Here is an 18177-nt window from a genome sequence, read left to right as displayed (position 1 = left end):
ACCGGGACCGCCCCGGGCGGGGGCCGTCGGACGGTTCGGGTGCGCGCACCACCGCCCGGAGGGGCACGGCCCCCTACCATGGGTGCACACGCCCATCGACTTCCTCGGAGGATCCCCGTGCATCCCTCTGGCCAGGACCCCCACGATCCCGACGGGGCGCGCGGAGCGGGCGGTGTCCCGCCGCAGCGGGGGCTGTTCGGTTTCGGGGCGCACCTCGACGCCCTGCACCCGGACGCCCCCACACCCCGGAAGGTCGCGGTGGTCCGCACGCTGATGTTCGTCGGCGGCGCCTGCGGCCTCGCCCTGTCGGCGCTGTTCCTCATGGGACTGGCCGTTCCGCCGGAGGCGTTGGAGGAGGCCTTCCGGCAACAGGTCGACCCGGCCGCCGGGCAGGGGGCCGAGATGGTGGCCACCGTCGACATGATGCGCTCGTTCATGGCCGTGCTGGCCCTGGTCACCGGTGTGTACGGGGTCCTGTCCACGCTGCTGGCGTCCCGGATACCCCGCAGGACGGTCGGGGTGTTCTGGGGCGTGGTGCTCTTCCAGACCGCCGCGGGCGCGCTCCTGGCCTGGAACCTGGTCGGCGGCGACCTGTCGTCCGTCGTACCGCTCGGCTTCGCCGCCACCATGGTCGCGTTCATGTTCTCCCGGGAGGGCCGCGCCTACTACGGGCTGCTCTGAGCCCCCGAGCCCCGGGAGCCCGTCCCCTCCGCGCTCCGCCCCCGGCCGAAGATCCGCGGTCCCTCACGCGGGGGCAGCGGCGGCCGGACCGCGACCTGCGTCCACTGGCGTCCGAGGAGGGCCCGCACCGCGGCCGCGCCCGACCCCCGTTCCCCGGAGTCCTCGGGCGGACGCACGCCGCCCTCCTCGTTCTCCAGGGCCAGGCACTCCCCCAGCAGCTCAGCCGCGTCGGGGCGGTCGCCGGGGTCCTTGGCCATCGCCGCCGTCACCACCCGCGCCAACCCGGGCGGCAGATGGTCGAGGTCGGGCTCCTCGAACATGACCCGGCGCGCCATCTCCTTGGGGTGCGCGTGCCCGAACGGGTCGTGCGCGGCGGCGGCGAAACCGACCGTCGCCCCCCACAGGAACACGTCCGCCCTCTGGGTCGTGGGCTGGGAGCCGTACTGCTCCGGGCTCATCCACCCCGGGGTGCCCAACCGGTCGAGCTGACGCGCGGTCCGCTCGTCGGACAGGCCCTCCGGCGACGGGAGCCGCAGGTCCCGGTAGGCGCGGCGCATCCGTCGGAGCCTGATCCACTTCGTGGGGTCGGGGTCCTCCACCGCGTGGGCGATCCCGAAGTCGAGCAGTTTGGGCCCCCGGTCCGACAGCACGACGTTGCTCGGCTTGAGGTCGCGGTGCACCACACCGGCGTCGTGGATCGCCCGGAGGGCCTCCGCCGTTCCGACCGCCAGTCCGAGCAGCATCCCGCGGCGCAACCGGCCGAAGCGCTCCACGTGGTGGCGGAGAGTGGGCCCGGGAACGTACTCGGTGATCAGCCACGGCAGCTCGGCCTCGACGTCGGCGCGGACGAACCGCGCCACCGCCGGGCTGTTCACCCTGGCCAGGAGCCGCGCCTCGTGGGCGAAGCGGTGCCGGAACCGGGGGTCGGCCGCCTGCTCGGGGTGCACGACCTTGACCGCCAGGTAGCCGTGGACACCGGGGGAGTCGGCGGCGTAGACCGTTCCCATCCCGCCGGAGCCGACCCGGCCCCTGATCCGGTGCCCGCCCACGGTGCGCGGGTCTTCGGGGGTGAGGGGGCCGAGCCTGCGGATGCCGCGCGCCTTCATGGGGCTCCCGTTCGGTGGGGGACGCGTGTGCCGGATCCTATCCCCGGTGTGTTTCGCGTCGGTTGACACGCGCGTCGCGGGTACCGGTCCGGGCGGTCCCACCGCCGGTCGGAGGCGGCGATGTGGAGCGGACTCCACCGCCGCGGTGGCGCACGGGTCCGGCGAAACCCGGTGGTCTGCCGTCCTGACCTGGGCCGCCCCGACTCCTAGATTCGGAGCGTCCCAGCACCCCCCCGCATCCGGAAGGCGAGCGCCCTATGCCCCCGTCCCCACCTGAGAGCCGGTCACGTCCCGGCCGACGCTCCTTCGCCGCCACGTTCGCGGCGTCCGCCCCCGCCGAACCGGGCGCACCCACACAGGACGAGGTCCGGGCGTTTCTGGACGAGCGCGTCCCCGCGCTCATGGAGGAGCACGGCGTCCCCGGCGTGGGCGTCGCGGTGGCCGGCGTCGGGCTCCTCCTGGCCCTGGGGATCTGGTACGGGTTCCTTCCGGACGTCGCCTGACCCGCGGTTCGGTCCCCGGCGGGCGGTGGCCGACCGCCCGCCCCCGCCGCGGTGACGATCGGATACAACCGTTGAGCCCGTTCGTGCGTCGAAGTCGGCGAGAGGTACGCCCACACCCGGGCCCGTCCGCCGGAAAGGACGCCATGGAGTTCCACCTCGCCGACGGCAGCACCGTGCGGGTCACCGCTGTCACCTCCCGCGCGTTGCGGGCGGCGGTGCCGGTGCCGGGACGTCCGGGACTGTCGCGGCTGCGGAGCCGTACCCCGGGCGAGGCCGTGCGGGCGCTGGCCGACCAGCGGTTGGCCGTCCGGGACCGGCATCTGGGGGCCTGGGTGCTCACCGAACGCGGCGTCGGGGTGCGGGACCTGCTGGCCAACGCGCCCGGGGCGGCCTTCGGCGACGGTGGGGACGACTGGGACGGGCACGAGCCCACCCGGCTCACCGTCCATCCGGAGGTCGACGACGGGACCGCGGTCCGGCTCAACGCGGCGGCCCTGCACCGAAGCCGACCCGCGCCGCCCCGGCCGCCCCTCCCGTCCTGGCGCTCCGACGCCTCGCTCCCCGCGAACGACCACTGGCTCTACCCGGTCGGCGGGGCGGTGGTCGTCGGACTGTTCCTGCTCCTGCTGCCCTTCCTCGGGATCCTGGCCGCGGTGGCGATGCTCGTCCTCGGCCTTGTCGCGGCGGGCGCCGTCCTGGTCTCCGCCGCCGTGGCCAGGACCGCCGACGAGCCGTCGCGGCGGCCCCTGCCGGGCGAGACCGAACGCGCGACGGAGGACCGGCTGCTGCGGGAGTGGCGGGACTGGTACGTCAGCCCCGACACGCTGGACGCCCCGGCCCGCGCGCTGCTCGGCCGCGCCCAGGCCGCCGTCGACTCCGTCCTGGCCTCCTCGCTGCACGACCAGGGCCTGCTGCTGGACACGGTCCGCAACCGGGTGGTCCTCGCGGACGTGGAGTGGGGCCTGGCCACGAGCCTGGCCGGGCACACCCGGACCCGGCGCACCATGGCGAGTACCCCCACCCCCGGGGAGCACAGCCGCCGGGCCGCCGCGCGTGCCAGGGAGGTCCTCGACGGGGACGTCGCACGGGTGGCGGAACGCGTCCGCGTCCTGGAGGACTACGCGGGCAAGGTCCGCGCCGCGGAGATGGACCGCTACGACCGCCGCGCCGCCGAGCGGCTGGAGGCCCTGGCCGTCGAGGCGGGATCCGACCACCAGCAGCAGGACGAGGTGCTGTCCACCCTCGTCCAGGCCCAGGAACTCGCGCTGCGCGTGGCCTCCCTCACCGGTGGACTCGGGCACCCCCGCCCCGGCCCCCTCGACGGTCCGGAGCCGCCGGGCGGTCCGGGGCGGTGAGCCCGGCCCCGCGTCGTCCGCCGGTCCCGGACGGCGCCCCCGTTCGTCGGTGCCCTCTGGCACGCTCGACGTGAGAGGAGATTCCATGACCCCCGAGCAGTTCATCGACGCCGCGCTGTGGTTCCCGGAGACGGCCGAGACCGAGCCCTTCGGTCCGGGGCCACTGGTCTACAAGGTGGCCGGCCAGAAGATGTTCGCGCTCCTCATGGAGCGCCCCCAGGGGGCGGTGGCCAACCTCAAGTGCGACCCGGAACTGGCGCTGGAGCTGCGTGACCGGTTCCCCGGGGTCACCCCGGGCTACCACATGAGCAAACGGCACTGGAACTCGGTGCTCCTGGACGGCTCCGTACCCGATGACGAGATCGTGGAGATGCTGAGACACTCCTACGTACTGGTCGCCCGGAGCCTGCGCCGGGCCGACCGGGACCGCGTGCTCGCCGTCCTGGGCGACGACGCCCCCCGACCGGGGGAACCGCCCGCCACCGTCTGACCGATCGGGAGGGAGTGTTCATCCCGTGTCCGACAGGACCTTCCGGCCCGCCGTCGTCCAGGGCGTCCTGGAACGGATCACCTACGCCAACGAGGACAACGGATACACCGTCGCCAAGGTCGACACCGGGAACGGGGCCCACGACCTCCTCACGGTGGTCGGCGCCCTGGCGGGTGTCCAGCCCGGCGAGGCGCTGCGGATGCAGGGCCGCTGGGGATCCCATCCCCAGTACGGGCGCCAGTTCCAGGTGGAGAACTACACCACCGTCCTGCCCGCCACGGTCCAGGGCATCCGCCGCTACCTCGGCTCCGGGCTCATCAAGGGGATCGGCCCGAAGATGGCCGAACGCATCGTCGGCCACTTCGGCACCGACGCCCTGGACGTCATCGAGGACGACCCCCGGCGGCTCGTCGAGGTCCCCGGGCTCGGTCCCAAACGCACGCGACTCATCGCGGACGCCTGGGAGGAGCAGAAGGCGATCAAGGAGGTGATGGTCTTCCTCCAGGGGGTCGAGGTCACCACCTCCCTCGCCGTGCGCATCTACAAGAAGTACGGCGACGCGTCCATCAACGTCGTCCAGAAGGAGCCCTACCGGCTGGCGTCCGACGTGTGGGGGATCGGGTTCAAGACCGCCGACACCATCGCGCAGGCGGTCGGTATCCCGCACGACAGCCCCCAGCGGGTCATGGCGGGCATCCAGTTCACCCTCTCGGAGTCCACCGGCGACGGCCACTGCTACCTGCCGGAGGAGCGGCTCATCTCCGCCGCCGTGAAGATCCTCGGGGTGGAGGCGGGCCTGGTCATCGAATGCCTCCAGGAACTGGTCTCCACCGAGGGCGTGGTCCGCGAGACACTCCCGGGACCGGAGGACGAGCCGGTGCGCGCCGTGTACCTGGTACCGATGCACCGCGCCGAGATCGGGCTCGCCTCGGGGCTGCGCTCCCTCCTGGAGGCACCCGGCGACCGGCTCCCGGCCTTCGGGGACGTCGACTGGGACACGGCCCTGGGCTGGCTGCGCGAGCGCACCCGGGTCGATCTCGCCGACGCCCAGCGCGAGGCCGTACGCACCGCGCTCACCAGGAGGGTGTGCGTGCTCACCGGCGGCCCCGGCTGCGGCAAGTCCTTCACCGTGGCCTCCGTCGTGACCCTCGCGGCGGCCAAGCGCGCCAGGATCATCCTGGCCGCGCCCACCGGGCGGGCCGCCAAGCGCCTGACCGAGCTCACCGGGGTGGACGCCTCCACGGTGCACCGACTCCTCGAACTGCGCCCCGGCGGCGACGCCGCCTACGACCGGGACCGCCCCCTCGACTGCGACCTGCTCGTGGTCGACGAGGCCTCCATGCTGGACCTGGTCCTGGCGAACAAACTGGTCAAGGCGGTGCCGCCGGGAGCGCACCTCCTCTTCGTCGGTGACGTCGACCAGCTTCCCTCCGTCGGCGCCGGACAGGTGCTGCGCGACCTCCTCGCCGACGGTTCCCCGATCCCCAGCGTCCGCCTCACCCACGTCTTCCGGCAGGCCCAGCAGTCGGGCGTGGTCACCAACGCCCACCGCGTCAACACCGGTGCACCGCCCGAGTTCCAGGGCATGACCGACTTCTTCCTCTTCCCCTGCGACGACGCCGAGGAGGCCGCCGAACGCACCGTCGACGTCGTCGCCCGCCGCATCCCCCGGCGGTTCGGGCTCGACCCCCGCCGCGACGTCCAGGTACTCGCCCCGATGAAGGGCGGACCGGCCGGATCCGCCCAGCTCAACACCGCCCTCCAGGCCGCCGTCACGCCACCGGGGGAGGGGGTGCCCGAGCGCCGCTTCGGAGGGCGGGTCTTCCGGGTGGGCGACAAGGTCACGCAGGTCCGCAACAACTACGAGAAGGGGGCCAACGGGGTCTTCAACGGGACGCTCGGCGTGGTCACCGGTATCGACCCGGTCGCCCAGGAGGTGTCGGTGCGCACCGACGAGGACGAGGAGGTCGACTACGACTTCGCCGAACTCGACGAGCTGGCGCACGCCTACGCCGTCACCGTCCACCGCTCCCAGGGCAGCGAGTACCCCTGCGTGGTGATCCCGGTCACCACCAGCGCGTGGATGATGCTCCAGCGCAACCTGCTCTACACCGCGATCACCAGGGCGAAGAAGCTCGTGGTCCTGGTGGGCTCCCGCCGCGCGCTCGCCCAGGCCGTCCGCAACGCCTCCTCCGGCCACCGGCACACCGCCCTGGCCCACCGGCTCGGCGGTGTCGCCTAGGGCCTCCGCTCCGCCGCACCCGTCGCCCGCCACCGCCCCAACGGTGCCCCCAGGGGTGCCGGTCCCCGGAGGAGACCCTAGGCTGGGGAACCGTGCGAGAGACCCTGATCGTCGTCGGCGCCGCCATCATCCGTGACGGCCGCGTCCTGGCCGCCCAGCGAGCCGAGCCCGCCGCCCTGCGCGGCCGGTGGGAGTTCCCCGGCGGCAAGGTCGACGACGGGGAGTCGCCCACCGACGCGCTCACCCGCGAGTGCCGGGAGGAACTCGGCGTCACCGTCCGGCCCCTGCACCCGATCGGATCCGACGCGCCCTTCCCGGCCCCGTCCGGCACCCGCACCCGTGCCGCGGTGCTGCGGCTGTGGCGGGCGGAACTGGTCGACGGCGAGCCCGAACCGCTGGAACACCTGTCCCTGCGCTGGCTCTCCGCAGCCGACCTGCGCGCCGTCGACTGGCTGCCCGCGGACATCCCGTTCCTGGACCCGCTCGCACCCTTGCTGGTCAACCCTTCGTGACCGGTCTGACCTGCACGTTTCCCAACCAGACACCTCTTACCGCATAAACTGGCAACGGGCCGTGGCACTCTGCGGTCTCTACCCAGTACCAGGAGATCGAGACTTTCCCATGTCCAGCGCCACTCCCGTCGAGGGGTCCGCACGCCGCAGCGACCTCCGCAACGTCGCCATCGTCGCCCACGTGGACCACGGCAAGACGACACTCGTCGACGCCATGCTCTGGCAGTCCGGTGTGTTCCGTGAGAACCAGGACGTCGACGAGCGTGTGATGGACTCCAACGACCTGGAGCGCGAGAAGGGCATCACCATTCTCGCGAAGAACACGGCCGTCCACTACACCACGCCCGAGGGCGAGGACGTGGTCATCAACATCATCGACACCCCCGGCCACGCCGACTTCGGCGGAGAGGTCGAGCGCGGTCTGTCGATGGTCGACGGCGTCGTCCTGCTCGTGGACGCCAGCGAGGGCCCGCTCCCGCAGACCCGCTTCGTCCTCCGCAAGGCCCTGGCGGCCAAGCTCCCCGTCATCCTCGTCATCAACAAGGTCGACCGGCCCGACAGCCGGATCGCCGAGGTCGTGGACGACACCTACGAGCTGTTCATGGACCTGGACGCCGACGAGTCGCAGATCGAGTTCCCGATCGTCTACACCTGCGCCCGTGACGGCAAGGCCTCCCTGGAGCGTCCCGCCAACGGCGAGGTTCCGGAGAACGACAACCTCGTTCCGCTGTTCAGCACCATCCTGGACACCATCCCGGCACCCGAGTACAGCCCCGGCGCGCCCCTCCAGGCCCACGTCACCAACCTGGACGCCTCCCCGTTCCTGGGCCGTCTGGCGCTGTGCCGCGTCCAGCAGGGCGAGCTGCGCAAGGGGCAGCAGGTCGCGTGGATCCGCGCCGACGGCACCACCCAGCAGGTCAAGATCACCGAGCTGCTCATGACCGACGGGCTGGAGCGCCAGCCCGCGGAGAAGGCCGGGCCCGGCGACATCGCCGCCATCGCGGGTATCCCCGACATCATGATCGGTGAGACCCTCGCCGACCCCGAGGACCCGCGTCCGCTGCCGCTGATCACGGTGGACGAGCCCGCCATCTCCATGACCATCGGCACCAACACCTCGCCGCTGGTCGGCAAGGTCAAGGGCGCCAAGGTCACCGCCCGGCTGGTCAAGGACCGGCTGGACCGCGAGCTGATCGGCAACGTGTCGCTGCGCGTGCTGCCCACCGAGCGCCCCGACGCCTGGGAGGTGCAGGGCCGCGGTGAGCTGGCGCTGGCCATCCTGGTCGAGCAGATGCGCCGCGAGGGCTACGAGCTCACCGTCGGCAAGCCGCAGGTGGTCACCCGCGTGATCGACGGCAAGACGCACGAGCCGGTCGAGCGCCTCACGGTGGACGCTCCCGAGGAGTTCATGGGCGCCATCACGCAGCTGCTCAGCGTCCGCAAGGGCCGCATGGAGAACATGGTCAACCACGGCACCGGCTGGGTGCGCATGGACTGGCTGGTCCCCTCCCGCGGCCTCATCGGGTTCCGCACCGAGTTCCTCACCGAGACCCGGGGCACCGGCATCGCCCACCACGTCTTCGAGAAGTTCGAGCCGTGGTTCGGGGATCTGCGCACCCGCCCCAACGGCTCCCTGGTCGCCGACCGGGCCGGGGTCGCCGTGGCGTTCGCGATGTTCAACCTCCAGGAGCGCGGCACGCTGTTCGTCGAGCCGACCACCGAGGTGTACGAGGGCATGATCGTCGGCGAGAACTCGCGCTCCGACGACATGGACGTGAACATCACCAAGGAGAAGAAGCTCACCAACATGCGCTCGGCCACCGGAGACGAGCTCGTGCGCCTGGTGCCGCCGCGCCGTCTGTCGCTGGAGCAGGCCCTGGAGTTCTGCCGCGAGGACGAGTGCGTGGAGGTCACCCCGGAGAACGTGCGTATCCGCAAGGTCGTCCTCGACCAGAAGGAGCGCGCCCGCATGACCGCGCACAAGAAGCGCCAGTCGCAGTAGGGGTTCTGTTCACCCTCGGGGGCGGTCGGTGGATACCGGCCGCCCTCCCGCGCGTTTCCGGGCAGGTCAGAGGGGTAGACCGCTTAGAGCGATGAAGTCGGAGCCCTCGTGTCCTCGATGCGGGCGCACGGTCCAGCCTCCGGGGCTGTGGACCAGCGCCTGGCAGTGTGACGTCCACGGCCCGGTGGCGCCCCTCCAGGGGGTTCGAGCCCCCGGGGCCAGCAGCCTCGACGCCCTGCTCCCGCAGGCGCGCGTCCCGGTCTGGGTGCCGTGGCCGCTGCCCACCGGGTGGGTGGTGACCGGGTTCGCGGAAGCCGGTGACGACCGCAGTGGCGTGGTGGCCGCCGCCGTCGCCCTGTCCGGCCCCAACCCGCTCGGCGGGGTCGGCGAGGCCGTCATCGTCGCCGAGGACCCGGGGGTGGGCCTCGGCGCACGGCTGTCCGGCCTGGAGGGACCCGATCCCGGGGACGGGTTCGACGCCTCGGCCGCCGACGCCAAGGTGCGCTTCGACGGTCACGAGATCGCCCTGTGGAACCTCGACGTGGGCCGCCACCGCGCGGTCTACGCGGGTGAGGCGCTCGCCCACTGGTTGTGGTTCGTGTTCGCCTCACCGGACACCGCGATCCTCATGTGCGAGATCAACTCGCTCCGGGACCTGCGTGACATCAAGGACGGCGGGGTCGCCTTCGAGCCGCCGTTCGGGGCGCTCAGCCCCTTCCTCATCCGGGGGCTCGCCCCGGTGGAGTGATCCCCGGTCCCGGCGTGCTCGCGGACACCCCGGGCACCCCGAACACGACTTACGTACAATCGGGCAGTGACCCGAATCGACCTGCACTCGCACAGCTCCGTCTCCGACGGGACCGACACACCCGCCGAGGTCCTCCGGGAGGCGGTGGCCGCCGGGCTGGACGTCCTCGCCCTGACCGACCACGACACCGTCGGCGGGATCGCGGAGGCGGCCGAGCACATGCCCCCGGGGCTCACCCTCGTTCCCGGGATGGAACTGTCCTGTGCCCACGCCGGGTCCAGCGTGCACCTGGTCTCCTACCTGTTCGACCCCGCCTCCCCCGGGCTGGCGGCCGAGCTGCGCCGGGTCCGGTCCGACCGGGCCTCGCGCGCGGAGGAGATGGTGGCCAAGCTGCGCGGGCTCGGTGTCGACGTCTCCTGGGACCGGGTCCTGACCATCGCCGGGGCCGGGCAGGACGAGTACGCCGACGCCAACACGATCGGCCGCCCCCACCTGGCGCGGGCGATCGTGGAGGCGGGTGCCGCCCGGAACGTCCAGGACGCCTTCGACCGGTGGATCGGTTCGGGCGGACCCGCCTACGCGGCGCGGTACGCCCTCGACCCCGTCCGCGCCGTGGAGCTGGTGCGCGCGGCGGGCGGCGTGTGCTCCCTCGCCCACCCGGCGCGTGCCGAGGGCGCGCTCAACGGTGCCGTGCCGATCGACCTGGTCGAACGCATGGTGGCCGCCGGGCTGGGCGGGATCGAGGCCGACCACCCCTCGCACAACCGGGCCCAGACCAAGGAGTGGCGGGGCGTGGCCGCCGACCTGGGGGTGGTGGTCACCGGCTCCAGCGACGACCACGGGACCCTGACCGGGCGCCGCCTGGGCTGCCGGACCACCGCGCCCGAGGCCTTCGAGGAACTCGTGGCGCCGGCGACGGGAGCCTCGCTGATCCGGGGTTGACCCGCGTGCCCCGTGCCTGCCCTGGTCCTGCGTTGCGCTTCGGACCGTGTTCGGGCGCCCGGGAGGCGGGTTGCTTCCTCCTCGGCTTCGCCTGTCGCTCGTTCCTCGCTACGCGGCTCGCCTCGTCGTGCAACACCCCGCCGACGCCCGAGTCGTGCTCGCCTTGGTCCTGCGCTGCGCTTCGGACCGTGTTCGGGCGCCCGGGAGGCGGGTTGCTTCCTCCTCGGCTTCGCCTGTCGCTCGTTCCTCGCTACGCGGCTCGCCTCGTCGTGCAACACCCCGCCGGCGCCCGAACGGTGACCCCCTTGGGCGGCCGCTTCGGACAACGCGACCGCGCGTTCGATACGGTACGGACCACTGCCAGAGGGCGCGACAATGGTCGCAGCGAACCACCCGAACCTGGACGATTCGAAAGGTCTGACGCCGTGTTCTGGAAGCGGAAGCCGAAAAAGAAGGACGGCCAGGAGGCCCCCGACTCCGCTGTGGAGGAGCGGGAGTCCGCGAAGGACGCTGAGGAGGAGACCGAGGCGGCCGACTCCGAGGACACCGCGCAGACTCCGGACGACGCGGCGGAGCGGGAGGCCGGGGAGACCGGTTCCGACGACGACGCCTCCGACGGTGACGACGAGGACGCCCAGGCCTCCGACGACGGGGCCGAGGACGACAAGTCCCAGGAGAGGGACACGAAGGACGAGGGTCCCGCCGACGTGTTCGCCGACGACACCGAGGAGCCGGGCGTGACCGGTCCCGACGACGACGGCATCACGCGCGTGCGGACCTCGGGCAGCTTCGAGTTCGACGGTCAGACCTACGAGATCGTCAGCAACACCTGGATCGTGGAGGCCGACGACGAGGGCGTCGTCGTCATCGACCCCGGGCACGACCCCGAGGCGATCCTCAAGGCCGTCGGCGACCGCGAGGTCTACCTCGTGGCCTGCACCAACGGCTACACCCCGCACATCGAGGGCGCGCTCCGCGTCGCGGAGGAGGCCGAGGCCGACATCGCCCTGCACCCCCGCGAGATGCGCGCCTGGCGCCGCCAGCACGGCGCCGAGCACCGTCCCGAGGTCGAGGTCGAGGGGCAGGGCGCCTTCGACATCGGTGACCTGCACATCGACGTCCTGGCGCTGCCCGGAACCTCGCCGGGCAGCGTGGGTTACTACATCAGCCAGCTCGGCGTGGTCTTCAGCGGCGACACCCTGCGCAGGGGCGAGCCCGGCATGGTCGGTGACACCTACATCGACTACACGACACAGCTCGCCTCCATCGGCGAGTCCCTGCTGTCACTTCCGCCGACCACCCGCATCCTGCCCGACCGCGGCCCGGCCACCACCTCCGGCGCCGAGGGCAAGAACTTCGACGACTGGGTCTGACCCGGAGCACCGTCCGCCGCGCCGACCCGGTGGCGCGGCGGACGAACGGGCCGGGTGCCCTACCGAGGGCGTCGGCCGAGGACGGTGGCGGGCGGGCTCCCCGTGTTCGGGGCGCCCGAAGACGATGCGAAGCGCAGCGGAGCACCCAACAACACCGCCTAGCGCCGTCCCACGGACTCGGTCTCGTTCCAGAAGCAGGTCAGGGCGCTCGACGTCGTCTCCGGGGCCTCCACGTTCGGGGAGTGCCCGGCGCCGGGCACCACCAGCCGCTGCGCGCCGAGCCGCTGGGCCATCTCGGACTGCTCGTCGGTCGACCAGGTGTCGTCGTTCTCGCCGTACAGCACCAGCGTGGGCAGGTCCAGCGCGGCCAGTTCGTCGACCTGGTCCGCCGTACCCAGCAGGTCCTCGGCGGTGCGCATGAGCCCCGTGGCGCTGCTCGACAGCAGCCGCCTGCGGAGGAAGTCCTGAATACGCGGGTCGGCGGTGCGCTGGCGCGCCTCGGCGTCGAACTGCGCGTCCCACATTTCCTGGAGCCGTGCCTTCGAGGGGTCCATGGACAGTGCGGCGATGAGGTTGCGCGCGCCGGTCGCGCGGTCGCCCACCAGCGCGCCGGGGCCGCTGCACATGAGCGTGAGCGAGGCCAGGTCCACGCGTTCGGACAGGGCGGTCTCCCGGGCCACCAGGCCGCCGAACGAGTGCCCGACCAGGTGGACCGGCGAGCCGTCACCCACCTCGTCGACCACCTCGGCCACCACGGAGCCGAGGGAGGAGAGGCGGTAGTCGGGGAGCTGGACGCCCGGAGGCGCCGTGAGGGTCTCCGGTCCGGGCGATTCGTAGGTGCCGGGCAGGTCGATCGCGACCACCTCCCGGCCGGCCTGCGCCAGGCTCTGGAGGAGGGCGATGAAGTCCTCCTTGCTGCCGGTGAAGCCGTGCACCAGAACGGCGGGTGCCAGTTCGGCACCGCCGGACGTCGGCAGCGCGCGCAGGGCCGCCACCGGGCCGTGGGACAGGTGCAGGTCCGTCCGCCGCACACCGGGCGGCAGATCGAGGAAGGTCGGTGTACTCACGTCGGGCAACCCTAGGGCATCACGGGCACGGTGGGAGTTCTCTCCGCTGCCTCGCGACAGCCGTGCCGGGCGACCGGCGGCGCTCACCGCACACGGCGCGGATGGTCCTGGACCGCCCGTCCGCCACCTGCGCGGACGGTCGGCGGTCGGGGTCCGGTTCCCGTCGCCCCAGCCCTCCGGTGAGGGCTCACCCGTCGTGGGCGGACGGTGCCACCGCGCCCGGAGGCGCGGTCGGCGACGGGAACGGGATCAGGTGTTCTCGGGGTCCCGGCGGGCGGCGCTGGCACCACCGCGCGTCCGGCGACGGCGGCGGACCCGCTTGGTGCCCTCCTCCCCGGAGGACTGACCGACGGAAGGAGCGGGCGTGCCGGGTGCCTTCTCGGTGGCCGCGCTCGCGGCGTCGGCCACGGCCTTGCCGCGGCGGGTACGACGGCGCGAACGGTTCCGGTTCCGGCCCTCGCTGAGGCCGCCTTCGCCGCGGCCACCCTCGTCGCGGTCGCGGTCGCGGTCGCGGTCGCGGCGCCCGCCGCGCCCGCCACGCTCGGCGCGCGGGCCGCCGGTGTCACCGATGTCCTCGACCTCCTCGGCCTCCAGGCCCGCGTGGGTGCGCTTGTCCACCGCGAGCTTGCCCTTGGTTCCCGCGGGGATGCTCAGGGCGGCGAAGAAGTGCTCGGAGGTGGAGTAGGTCTCCTCCGGGTCCGGGAACGGCAGGTCCAGGGCGGCGTTGATCAGCTTCCACCGCGGCATCTCCTGCCAGTCCACGAAGGTGACCGCGGTGCCGCTGCGCCCGGCCCGGCCGGTGCGGCCGATCCGGTGCGTGTAGGTCTTCTCGTCCTCGGGCGTCTCGTAGTTGACGACGTGCGTGACATCGTCGACGTCCAGGCCCCGGGCGGCCACGTCGGTGGCGACCAGGATGTTGATCTTGCCGTTGCGGAAGGCCCGCAGCGCGCGTTCGCGCTGGCTCTGGCCCAGGTCGCCGTGGACGGCCGCGGCGGCGAAGCCGCGCGCCTTCAGGTCGCTGGCGACGCGGTCGCAGGCGCGCTTGGTCTGGCAGAACACCATGCTCTGGCCGTGGTCCTCGGCCTGGAGCAGGCGGGCCAGCATCTCGATCTTGTCCATCTGGTGCGTGCGGAACGCGTGCTGGACGATCCGACCGGTGATGGCGGAGCCGTCGATCTCGTCGTCGTCGCTGGCCCGCACGTGGGTGGGCTGGCGCAGGTACTTGCGCGACAGCGCGACGATCTCGCTCGGCATGGTGGCCGAGAACAGCATCGTCTGGCGCTCGGCCGGGGTCCTGGTGAGGATCCGCTCGATGTCGGGGAGGAACCCGAGGTCGAGCATCTTGTCGGCCTCGTCCAGGACCACGGCGGAGACCTGGTCCAGCCGCAGGTGCTTCTGGTTCTCCAGGTCCAGCAGGCGGCCGGGGGTGCCGACGACGACGTCAACACCCTCCTTGAGGCCGTTGATCTGCGGCTCGTAGGAGCGCCCGCCGTAGACGGTCAGGACCCGCAGTCCGTTGCGCTTGCTGGCGGTGGTCAGGTCCGCGGCGACCTGGATGGCCAGCTCACGGGTGGGCACCACGACCAGGGCGCGGGGCCGCTTGGCCGAACCCGGATTCGCCTGGGCCCGCTGGAGCAGCGGGAGGCCGAAGGCGAGGGTCTTGCCGGTGCCGGTACGGGCCTGGCCGATGATGTCGCTGCCGTTGAGGGCGATCGGGAGGGCCAGCTCCTGGATGAGGAAGGGCTCGATGATCCCCTCCGCCTCCAGGGCGTCGGCGATCTCGGCGGTCAGGCCCAGGTCGCGGAAGGTCGTTCGGGGCTGTGTGGTCTGTTGTGTGCTGCTCAGGGCTCAAGCCTCCATCTTGGCGGGCCGCAACGTTGGCGTGGCCGCGGCGGGGTGCGGTCGCGGGCGGCTTCTGGCCGCCGCGGAGGGCGCGGCTCACCGCTGCTCCACCTTCCGGTGAGGGGCGCGGTGGCGCTGCCGCCTGGATCCGTGCGGGCCGGGGTGTACCCGTCCGCGGACCGGCTCCATCCGCAGTTCTGTCGTGTACGAGGGGTCTGTCCCCGCGTGTGAGGGGCGCTTCGAGGGCCGCTGTGTTCCAGACCGGCACCGGTCGCCGCACCGTGGTGGCCGGGTGACCGTCCCCGATCGGGCGGGGGCTGGTCTGGTCGTCTGCACACGCCGGTCATCACGCAGAGTCTAGCTGGTGACTCAGCCGGTGGACATAGCAGTTCACCGCGCTGTGGACGGCCGAGGACCTACCCGTTCCCAGCCGGTGCAACCGTGTCCGCGCCGTGTTTAGTCCCCGGGTCCGCCGCGGAGCCGGTCCGACGCGCCCCGGTTCGGCGCCCGGCGCGCCGGGCGCTACGCTGACGGGCATGACGCAAGGCCCTTCCGCCGACCCCGGTGTGATCGATCTCCTCGGGCTGCTCGCCTACGCCGAGCTCGGCTCGTTCTTCCGGCTCGCCGACGACGCCGGGCTCGCCCCGACGCTGCGCGAGAAGGGCCAGCTCGCCGCCCTGGCGGCCACGGAGCAGGCCCACTACCAGGCGCTCCGGGACCGGTTGGAGGAGCTCGGAGCCGACCCCGAGGAGGCCATGGCGCCCTTCGTCGCGCCTCTGGACGCCTGGCAGGAGCGCACCGAGCCGCAGAGCTGGCTGGAGAGCCTGGTCAAGACCTACGTCGGCGACGGCATCGCCGGCGACTTCTACGCCCGGGTCGCCGGGCTCGCCGACGACGAGACGCGTGTCCTGGTCGAGGGCGTGCTCGCCGAGACCGGCCGCGCCGAGTTCGTCGCCGGGACGGTGCGCGGGGCCCTGGGGGAGGACCCCACGCTGGCGGGTCGCCTGTCCCTGTGGGCGCGGCGCCTGGTCGGCGAGGCCCTGAGCCAGGCCCAGGCCGTGGCCGTGCAGCGCCCCGACCTGGCCAGGCTGCTGGCCGGGGACACGGGGGCGGAGCCGTCCTCGGGCGTCGGCGACCTGGCCGCCGTGAGTAGGATGTTCGCCTCACTGACCGAGGGGCACTCCGGGCGCCTGCGGGCGATGGGGTTGGCCGACTAGCCCGGCCGTCAACCGGTTCCCGTCCGTCCGGAGGGCGGCCGCGAACGGTCGCCGGTACCGCGTCGTGCGTGGTCGGGCGGGGTCGCCGACCAACACTTTCATGACGATTCCTTGGTCAGTGCACGTATAGTCGATGACGTTTCCCGTCTCCTGACCACGCGAGTAGGTACTTCCATGCCCCGTGGGACCTCCGTGCGCCACCCGCTGGCCGGACTCACCCGTGACTTCCACAAGCTCGGCCCGCTCGACGCCCCGATCGAGCCCGGTATGGGCGCTGAACTGGATCAGCACGCCGCAGAGGTGTGCGACGCGATCACCTCGTCGGGAGGCGGGCTCACGGCGCGCAGCCTCGGGACGTACCTGCACGGCTTCATCGACGGGTGCCTCGAACGGGGGTGGGACTCCGAGGCGGTCGAGTACGACTGGGAGACCCTCCGCATTCTCGCGATCTGCCGCCTGGCGAAGGAACGGGGCTTCGTCCGCTAGGTTGGTGGAATCCGCGGGCGGTCCGTGATGCCTGACGCGAGGATGCTCGCTGCGTCCGGGCACCCCCGATCCCCAGCGAAAACCCGGAGCTCGGCGTACGCTGAAGGTAGCCGGTGACGATCGGGAGGCCGATGATCGGCCCCGTCGCCGATGCTGGTCCGGGGCCCTGCGGAATGCAACGTGGGACACGTGGTGCCGGTGCGCAGCGACCGGGACCGCGACTGGCGGAGCGGCCCGCAGAGCCGCGAGAAAGGAATGCGCATGAGGAGCGGTCGGCATGGGGCGGCGCGTCCACCGGTCGGCGTCCTGATCCAACAGGAGCGCCTCGACTTCGCGCTGTTCGCACTGATCATCGTCGTCGCGTTGGCGTCGATGGTCTTCTCCGGGCCGGGCAGCGCGGTCTTCTGGCTGGCGTTCATCCCGATCATCGCCTCGGGCGTCCTCGCGTTCCGGAGGATCGAGCACCTGTCGCGCATGGAGCTCCGCGACTCCGAGTTCCTCTGACGGCCGCACGCCGGCGTCCGGCCACGACGCGAGGGCGGGGCCCGTCGGCCCCGCCCCCTACCTGCATCCATTTCCTCCGGCCGACGAACGCGGCCGCAGGTCTCGTGAGCGGCTACGGGGTGGACTCACCCCCGCCGCGCTGTCCGGGGGCCGCCTTGGCCTCCGTACCCTTCTTCTCCGCCTCGGCGGGGCGGCGCATCGCCGCTTCGCGCCCCGCCTCGTAGCTGGGCCCCTCGCCCATCTGGCCGGTCTCCCGCTCGACCACGTCCAACCAGCGGGTCCAGCGGGACTGCATCGGCTTGATGAGACCGCCGCCGACGCCGACGACCAGGATGCCGCCGATCGTGGCGAGCACGGCGATCAGGACGGGCAGGGTGACGCTCATGGCCACGCCCATCTGGTTCAGCGCGGCGATCACACCGAGGGCCAGGATGCCCACGGCCGCGACGTTGCCCAGGAGACGGCCGTAGGACAGACCGCCGAGCGCCCCGCTGATGAGGTCGCGGGCGGCCTTGGCCAGGATGCCGGTCACCACGAGGATCACCAGGGCCACGATCCCGTGCGGGATCCAGGCGATGACGTCGTTGAGCAGGAGGCTGACCGGGTTCGGTCCGAAGACGTTGAACGCGAGCGTGAGCACGAACAGCAGACCGACGTAGTAGACGATCTTCCCGCACAGCTCGCTGGCGCCCCAGCGGCTGCGTTCGAAGTACTCCCCCACCCCGCCGCGGTGCAGTGCGCGGTCGAGGCCGACCGAGTGCAGCCCCTTCGCGACGAGCTTGCCCAGCACCCAGGCGACGAACCAGCCGATCACCAGGATCGCGAGGAAACCGACCAGCAACGGCACGAAGGTCGCCACCATCTCCCAGGCCGCGGTCACGCCCTGACCAATGTCCATAACGCCTTCACCCCCGAATCGCGTTGTCCGCCGAGGCACGGAGTTCGCCCGGACGGGTACGGCGAACAAAAGTGCCGTACTTCTCATGTCCGCGATACCCGACCTTCGTTGATTGAACCTTTTGTCCGCCTTGTCAGGGCCGTGTTGCCCTTTCTTGGACATTTTTTTGCGGGAAAATGGAATAATCGCCGGGGTGTTGTCCGGACAAC

At 72.3% G+C, this 18177-nt stretch carries 17 protein-coding genes; 13 read left to right on the top strand and 4 right to left on the bottom strand.

Going from position 1 to position 18177, the window contains the following annotated elements; translation table 11 throughout:
- Window positions 1-117 precede the first annotated feature (117 nt).
- Complete coding sequence (locus ACTVAJ_RS00550) at window positions 118-681, top strand: hypothetical protein (RefSeq protein ID WP_470385991.1); 564 nt, start codon at window positions 118-120, stop codon at window positions 679-681.
- On the opposite strand, the gene ACTVAJ_RS00545 is transcribed toward ACTVAJ_RS00550, so the two are convergent.
- Window positions 666-1787: a serine/threonine-protein kinase gene (locus tag ACTVAJ_RS00545; RefSeq protein ID WP_470385990.1), complete on the bottom strand. Its 1122-nt coding sequence runs from the start codon at window positions 1785-1787 to the stop codon at window positions 666-668. The two genes, ACTVAJ_RS00550 and ACTVAJ_RS00545, sit on opposite strands and share 16 nt — an antisense overlap.
- 257 nt (window positions 1788-2044) lie before the next feature.
- Here ACTVAJ_RS00545 and ACTVAJ_RS00540 point away from each other — a divergent pair, with 257 nt between their 5' ends.
- The 9 genes from ACTVAJ_RS00540 to ACTVAJ_RS00500 all read left to right on the top strand — a co-directional run bounded on the left by ACTVAJ_RS00540 (window position 2045) and on the right by ACTVAJ_RS00500 (window position 11954).
- On the top strand, window positions 2045-2290 hold the full coding sequence (locus ACTVAJ_RS00540; protein ID WP_470385989.1) for a hypothetical protein: 246 nt from the start codon (window positions 2045-2047) through the stop codon (window positions 2288-2290).
- A gap of 143 nt (window positions 2291-2433) precedes the next feature.
- The gene (locus ACTVAJ_RS00535) at window positions 2434-3645 is read left to right on the top strand and encodes a hypothetical protein (RefSeq protein WP_470385988.1); all 1212 of its coding nucleotides are present in this window, start codon (window positions 2434-2436) and stop codon (window positions 3643-3645) included.
- A gap of 85 nt (window positions 3646-3730) precedes the next feature.
- Window positions 3731-4135 carry an MmcQ/YjbR family DNA-binding protein gene (locus ACTVAJ_RS00530; RefSeq protein ID WP_470385987.1) on the top strand — a complete coding sequence of 135 codons (405 nt, stop codon included), beginning with the start codon at window positions 3731-3733 and terminating at the stop codon, window positions 4133-4135.
- 25 nt (window positions 4136-4160) lie between these two features.
- A complete protein-coding gene (gene recD2 / locus ACTVAJ_RS00525; RefSeq protein ID WP_470385986.1) occupies window positions 4161-6377 on the top strand; it encodes an SF1B family DNA helicase RecD2 in 2217 nt (738 codons plus the stop codon).
- A 92-nt stretch (window positions 6378-6469) separates the two neighbouring features.
- Entirely contained in the window at window positions 6470-6889 is a 420-nt protein-coding gene (locus ACTVAJ_RS00520; RefSeq protein ID WP_470385985.1) for a (deoxy)nucleoside triphosphate pyrophosphohydrolase, read from the top strand.
- 109 nt (window positions 6890-6998) lie between these two features.
- Window positions 6999-8891, top strand: a complete 1893-nt coding sequence (typA, locus tag ACTVAJ_RS00515) for a translational GTPase TypA (RefSeq protein ID WP_470385984.1) — start codon at window positions 6999-7001, stop codon at window positions 8889-8891.
- A gap of 91 nt (window positions 8892-8982) precedes the next feature.
- A complete protein-coding gene (locus ACTVAJ_RS00510; protein ID WP_470385983.1) occupies window positions 8983-9639 on the top strand; it encodes a DUF6758 family protein in 657 nt (218 codons plus the stop codon).
- 66 nt (window positions 9640-9705) lie between these two features.
- Complete coding sequence (locus ACTVAJ_RS00505) at window positions 9706-10581, top strand: PHP domain-containing protein (protein ID WP_470385982.1); 876 nt, start codon at window positions 9706-9708, stop codon at window positions 10579-10581.
- Between the two features lie 425 nt (window positions 10582-11006).
- A complete protein-coding gene (locus ACTVAJ_RS00500; RefSeq protein ID WP_470385981.1) occupies window positions 11007-11954 on the top strand; it encodes an MBL fold metallo-hydrolase in 948 nt (315 codons plus the stop codon).
- Between the two features lie 158 nt (window positions 11955-12112).
- On the opposite strand, the gene ACTVAJ_RS00495 is transcribed toward ACTVAJ_RS00500, so the two are convergent.
- Together ACTVAJ_RS00495 and ACTVAJ_RS00490 are read right to left on the bottom strand one after the other, a co-directional pair.
- Entirely contained in the window at window positions 12113-13021 is a 909-nt protein-coding gene (locus ACTVAJ_RS00495) for an alpha/beta fold hydrolase (protein ID WP_470385980.1), read from the bottom strand.
- 249 nt (window positions 13022-13270) lie between these two features.
- Window positions 13271-14812, bottom strand: coding sequence for a DEAD/DEAH box helicase (locus ACTVAJ_RS00490; protein ID WP_470386073.1), 1542 nt, complete (start codon window positions 14810-14812; stop codon window positions 13271-13273).
- 587 nt (window positions 14813-15399) lie between these two features.
- Between ACTVAJ_RS00490 and ACTVAJ_RS00485 the strand changes: the two genes are divergently transcribed.
- The 3 genes from ACTVAJ_RS00485 to ACTVAJ_RS00475 all read left to right on the top strand — a co-directional run bounded on the left by ACTVAJ_RS00485 (window position 15400) and on the right by ACTVAJ_RS00475 (window position 17070).
- Entirely contained in the window at window positions 15400-16080 is a 681-nt protein-coding gene (locus ACTVAJ_RS00485) for a ferritin-like fold-containing protein (RefSeq protein ID WP_470385979.1), read from the top strand.
- A 174-nt stretch (window positions 16081-16254) separates the two neighbouring features.
- Window positions 16255-16566 carry a DUF6401 family natural product biosynthesis protein gene (locus tag ACTVAJ_RS00480; RefSeq protein WP_470385978.1) on the top strand — a complete coding sequence of 104 codons (312 nt, stop codon included), beginning with the start codon at window positions 16255-16257 and terminating at the stop codon, window positions 16564-16566.
- 261 nt (window positions 16567-16827) lie between these two features.
- Window positions 16828-17070 (top strand): hypothetical protein, encoded by a 243-nt coding sequence (locus ACTVAJ_RS00475; protein WP_470385977.1) that lies wholly within the window; start codon window positions 16828-16830, stop codon window positions 17068-17070.
- A 112-nt stretch (window positions 17071-17182) separates the two neighbouring features.
- Here the strand turns inward: ACTVAJ_RS00475 and ACTVAJ_RS00470 are convergent, their stop codons facing one another.
- Window positions 17183-17968, bottom strand: a complete 786-nt coding sequence (locus ACTVAJ_RS00470; RefSeq protein WP_470385976.1) for a mechanosensitive ion channel family protein — start codon at window positions 17966-17968, stop codon at window positions 17183-17185.
- Between the last annotated feature and the right edge of the window lie 209 nt (window positions 17969-18177).

The sequence above is a fragment of the Nocardiopsis sp. KDC1DS13DA1 genome (assembly GCF_055632325.1).
The sequence above is the reverse complement of the archived record's forward strand: the minus strand, read 5'-3'. Positions and strand labels throughout refer to the sequence as shown.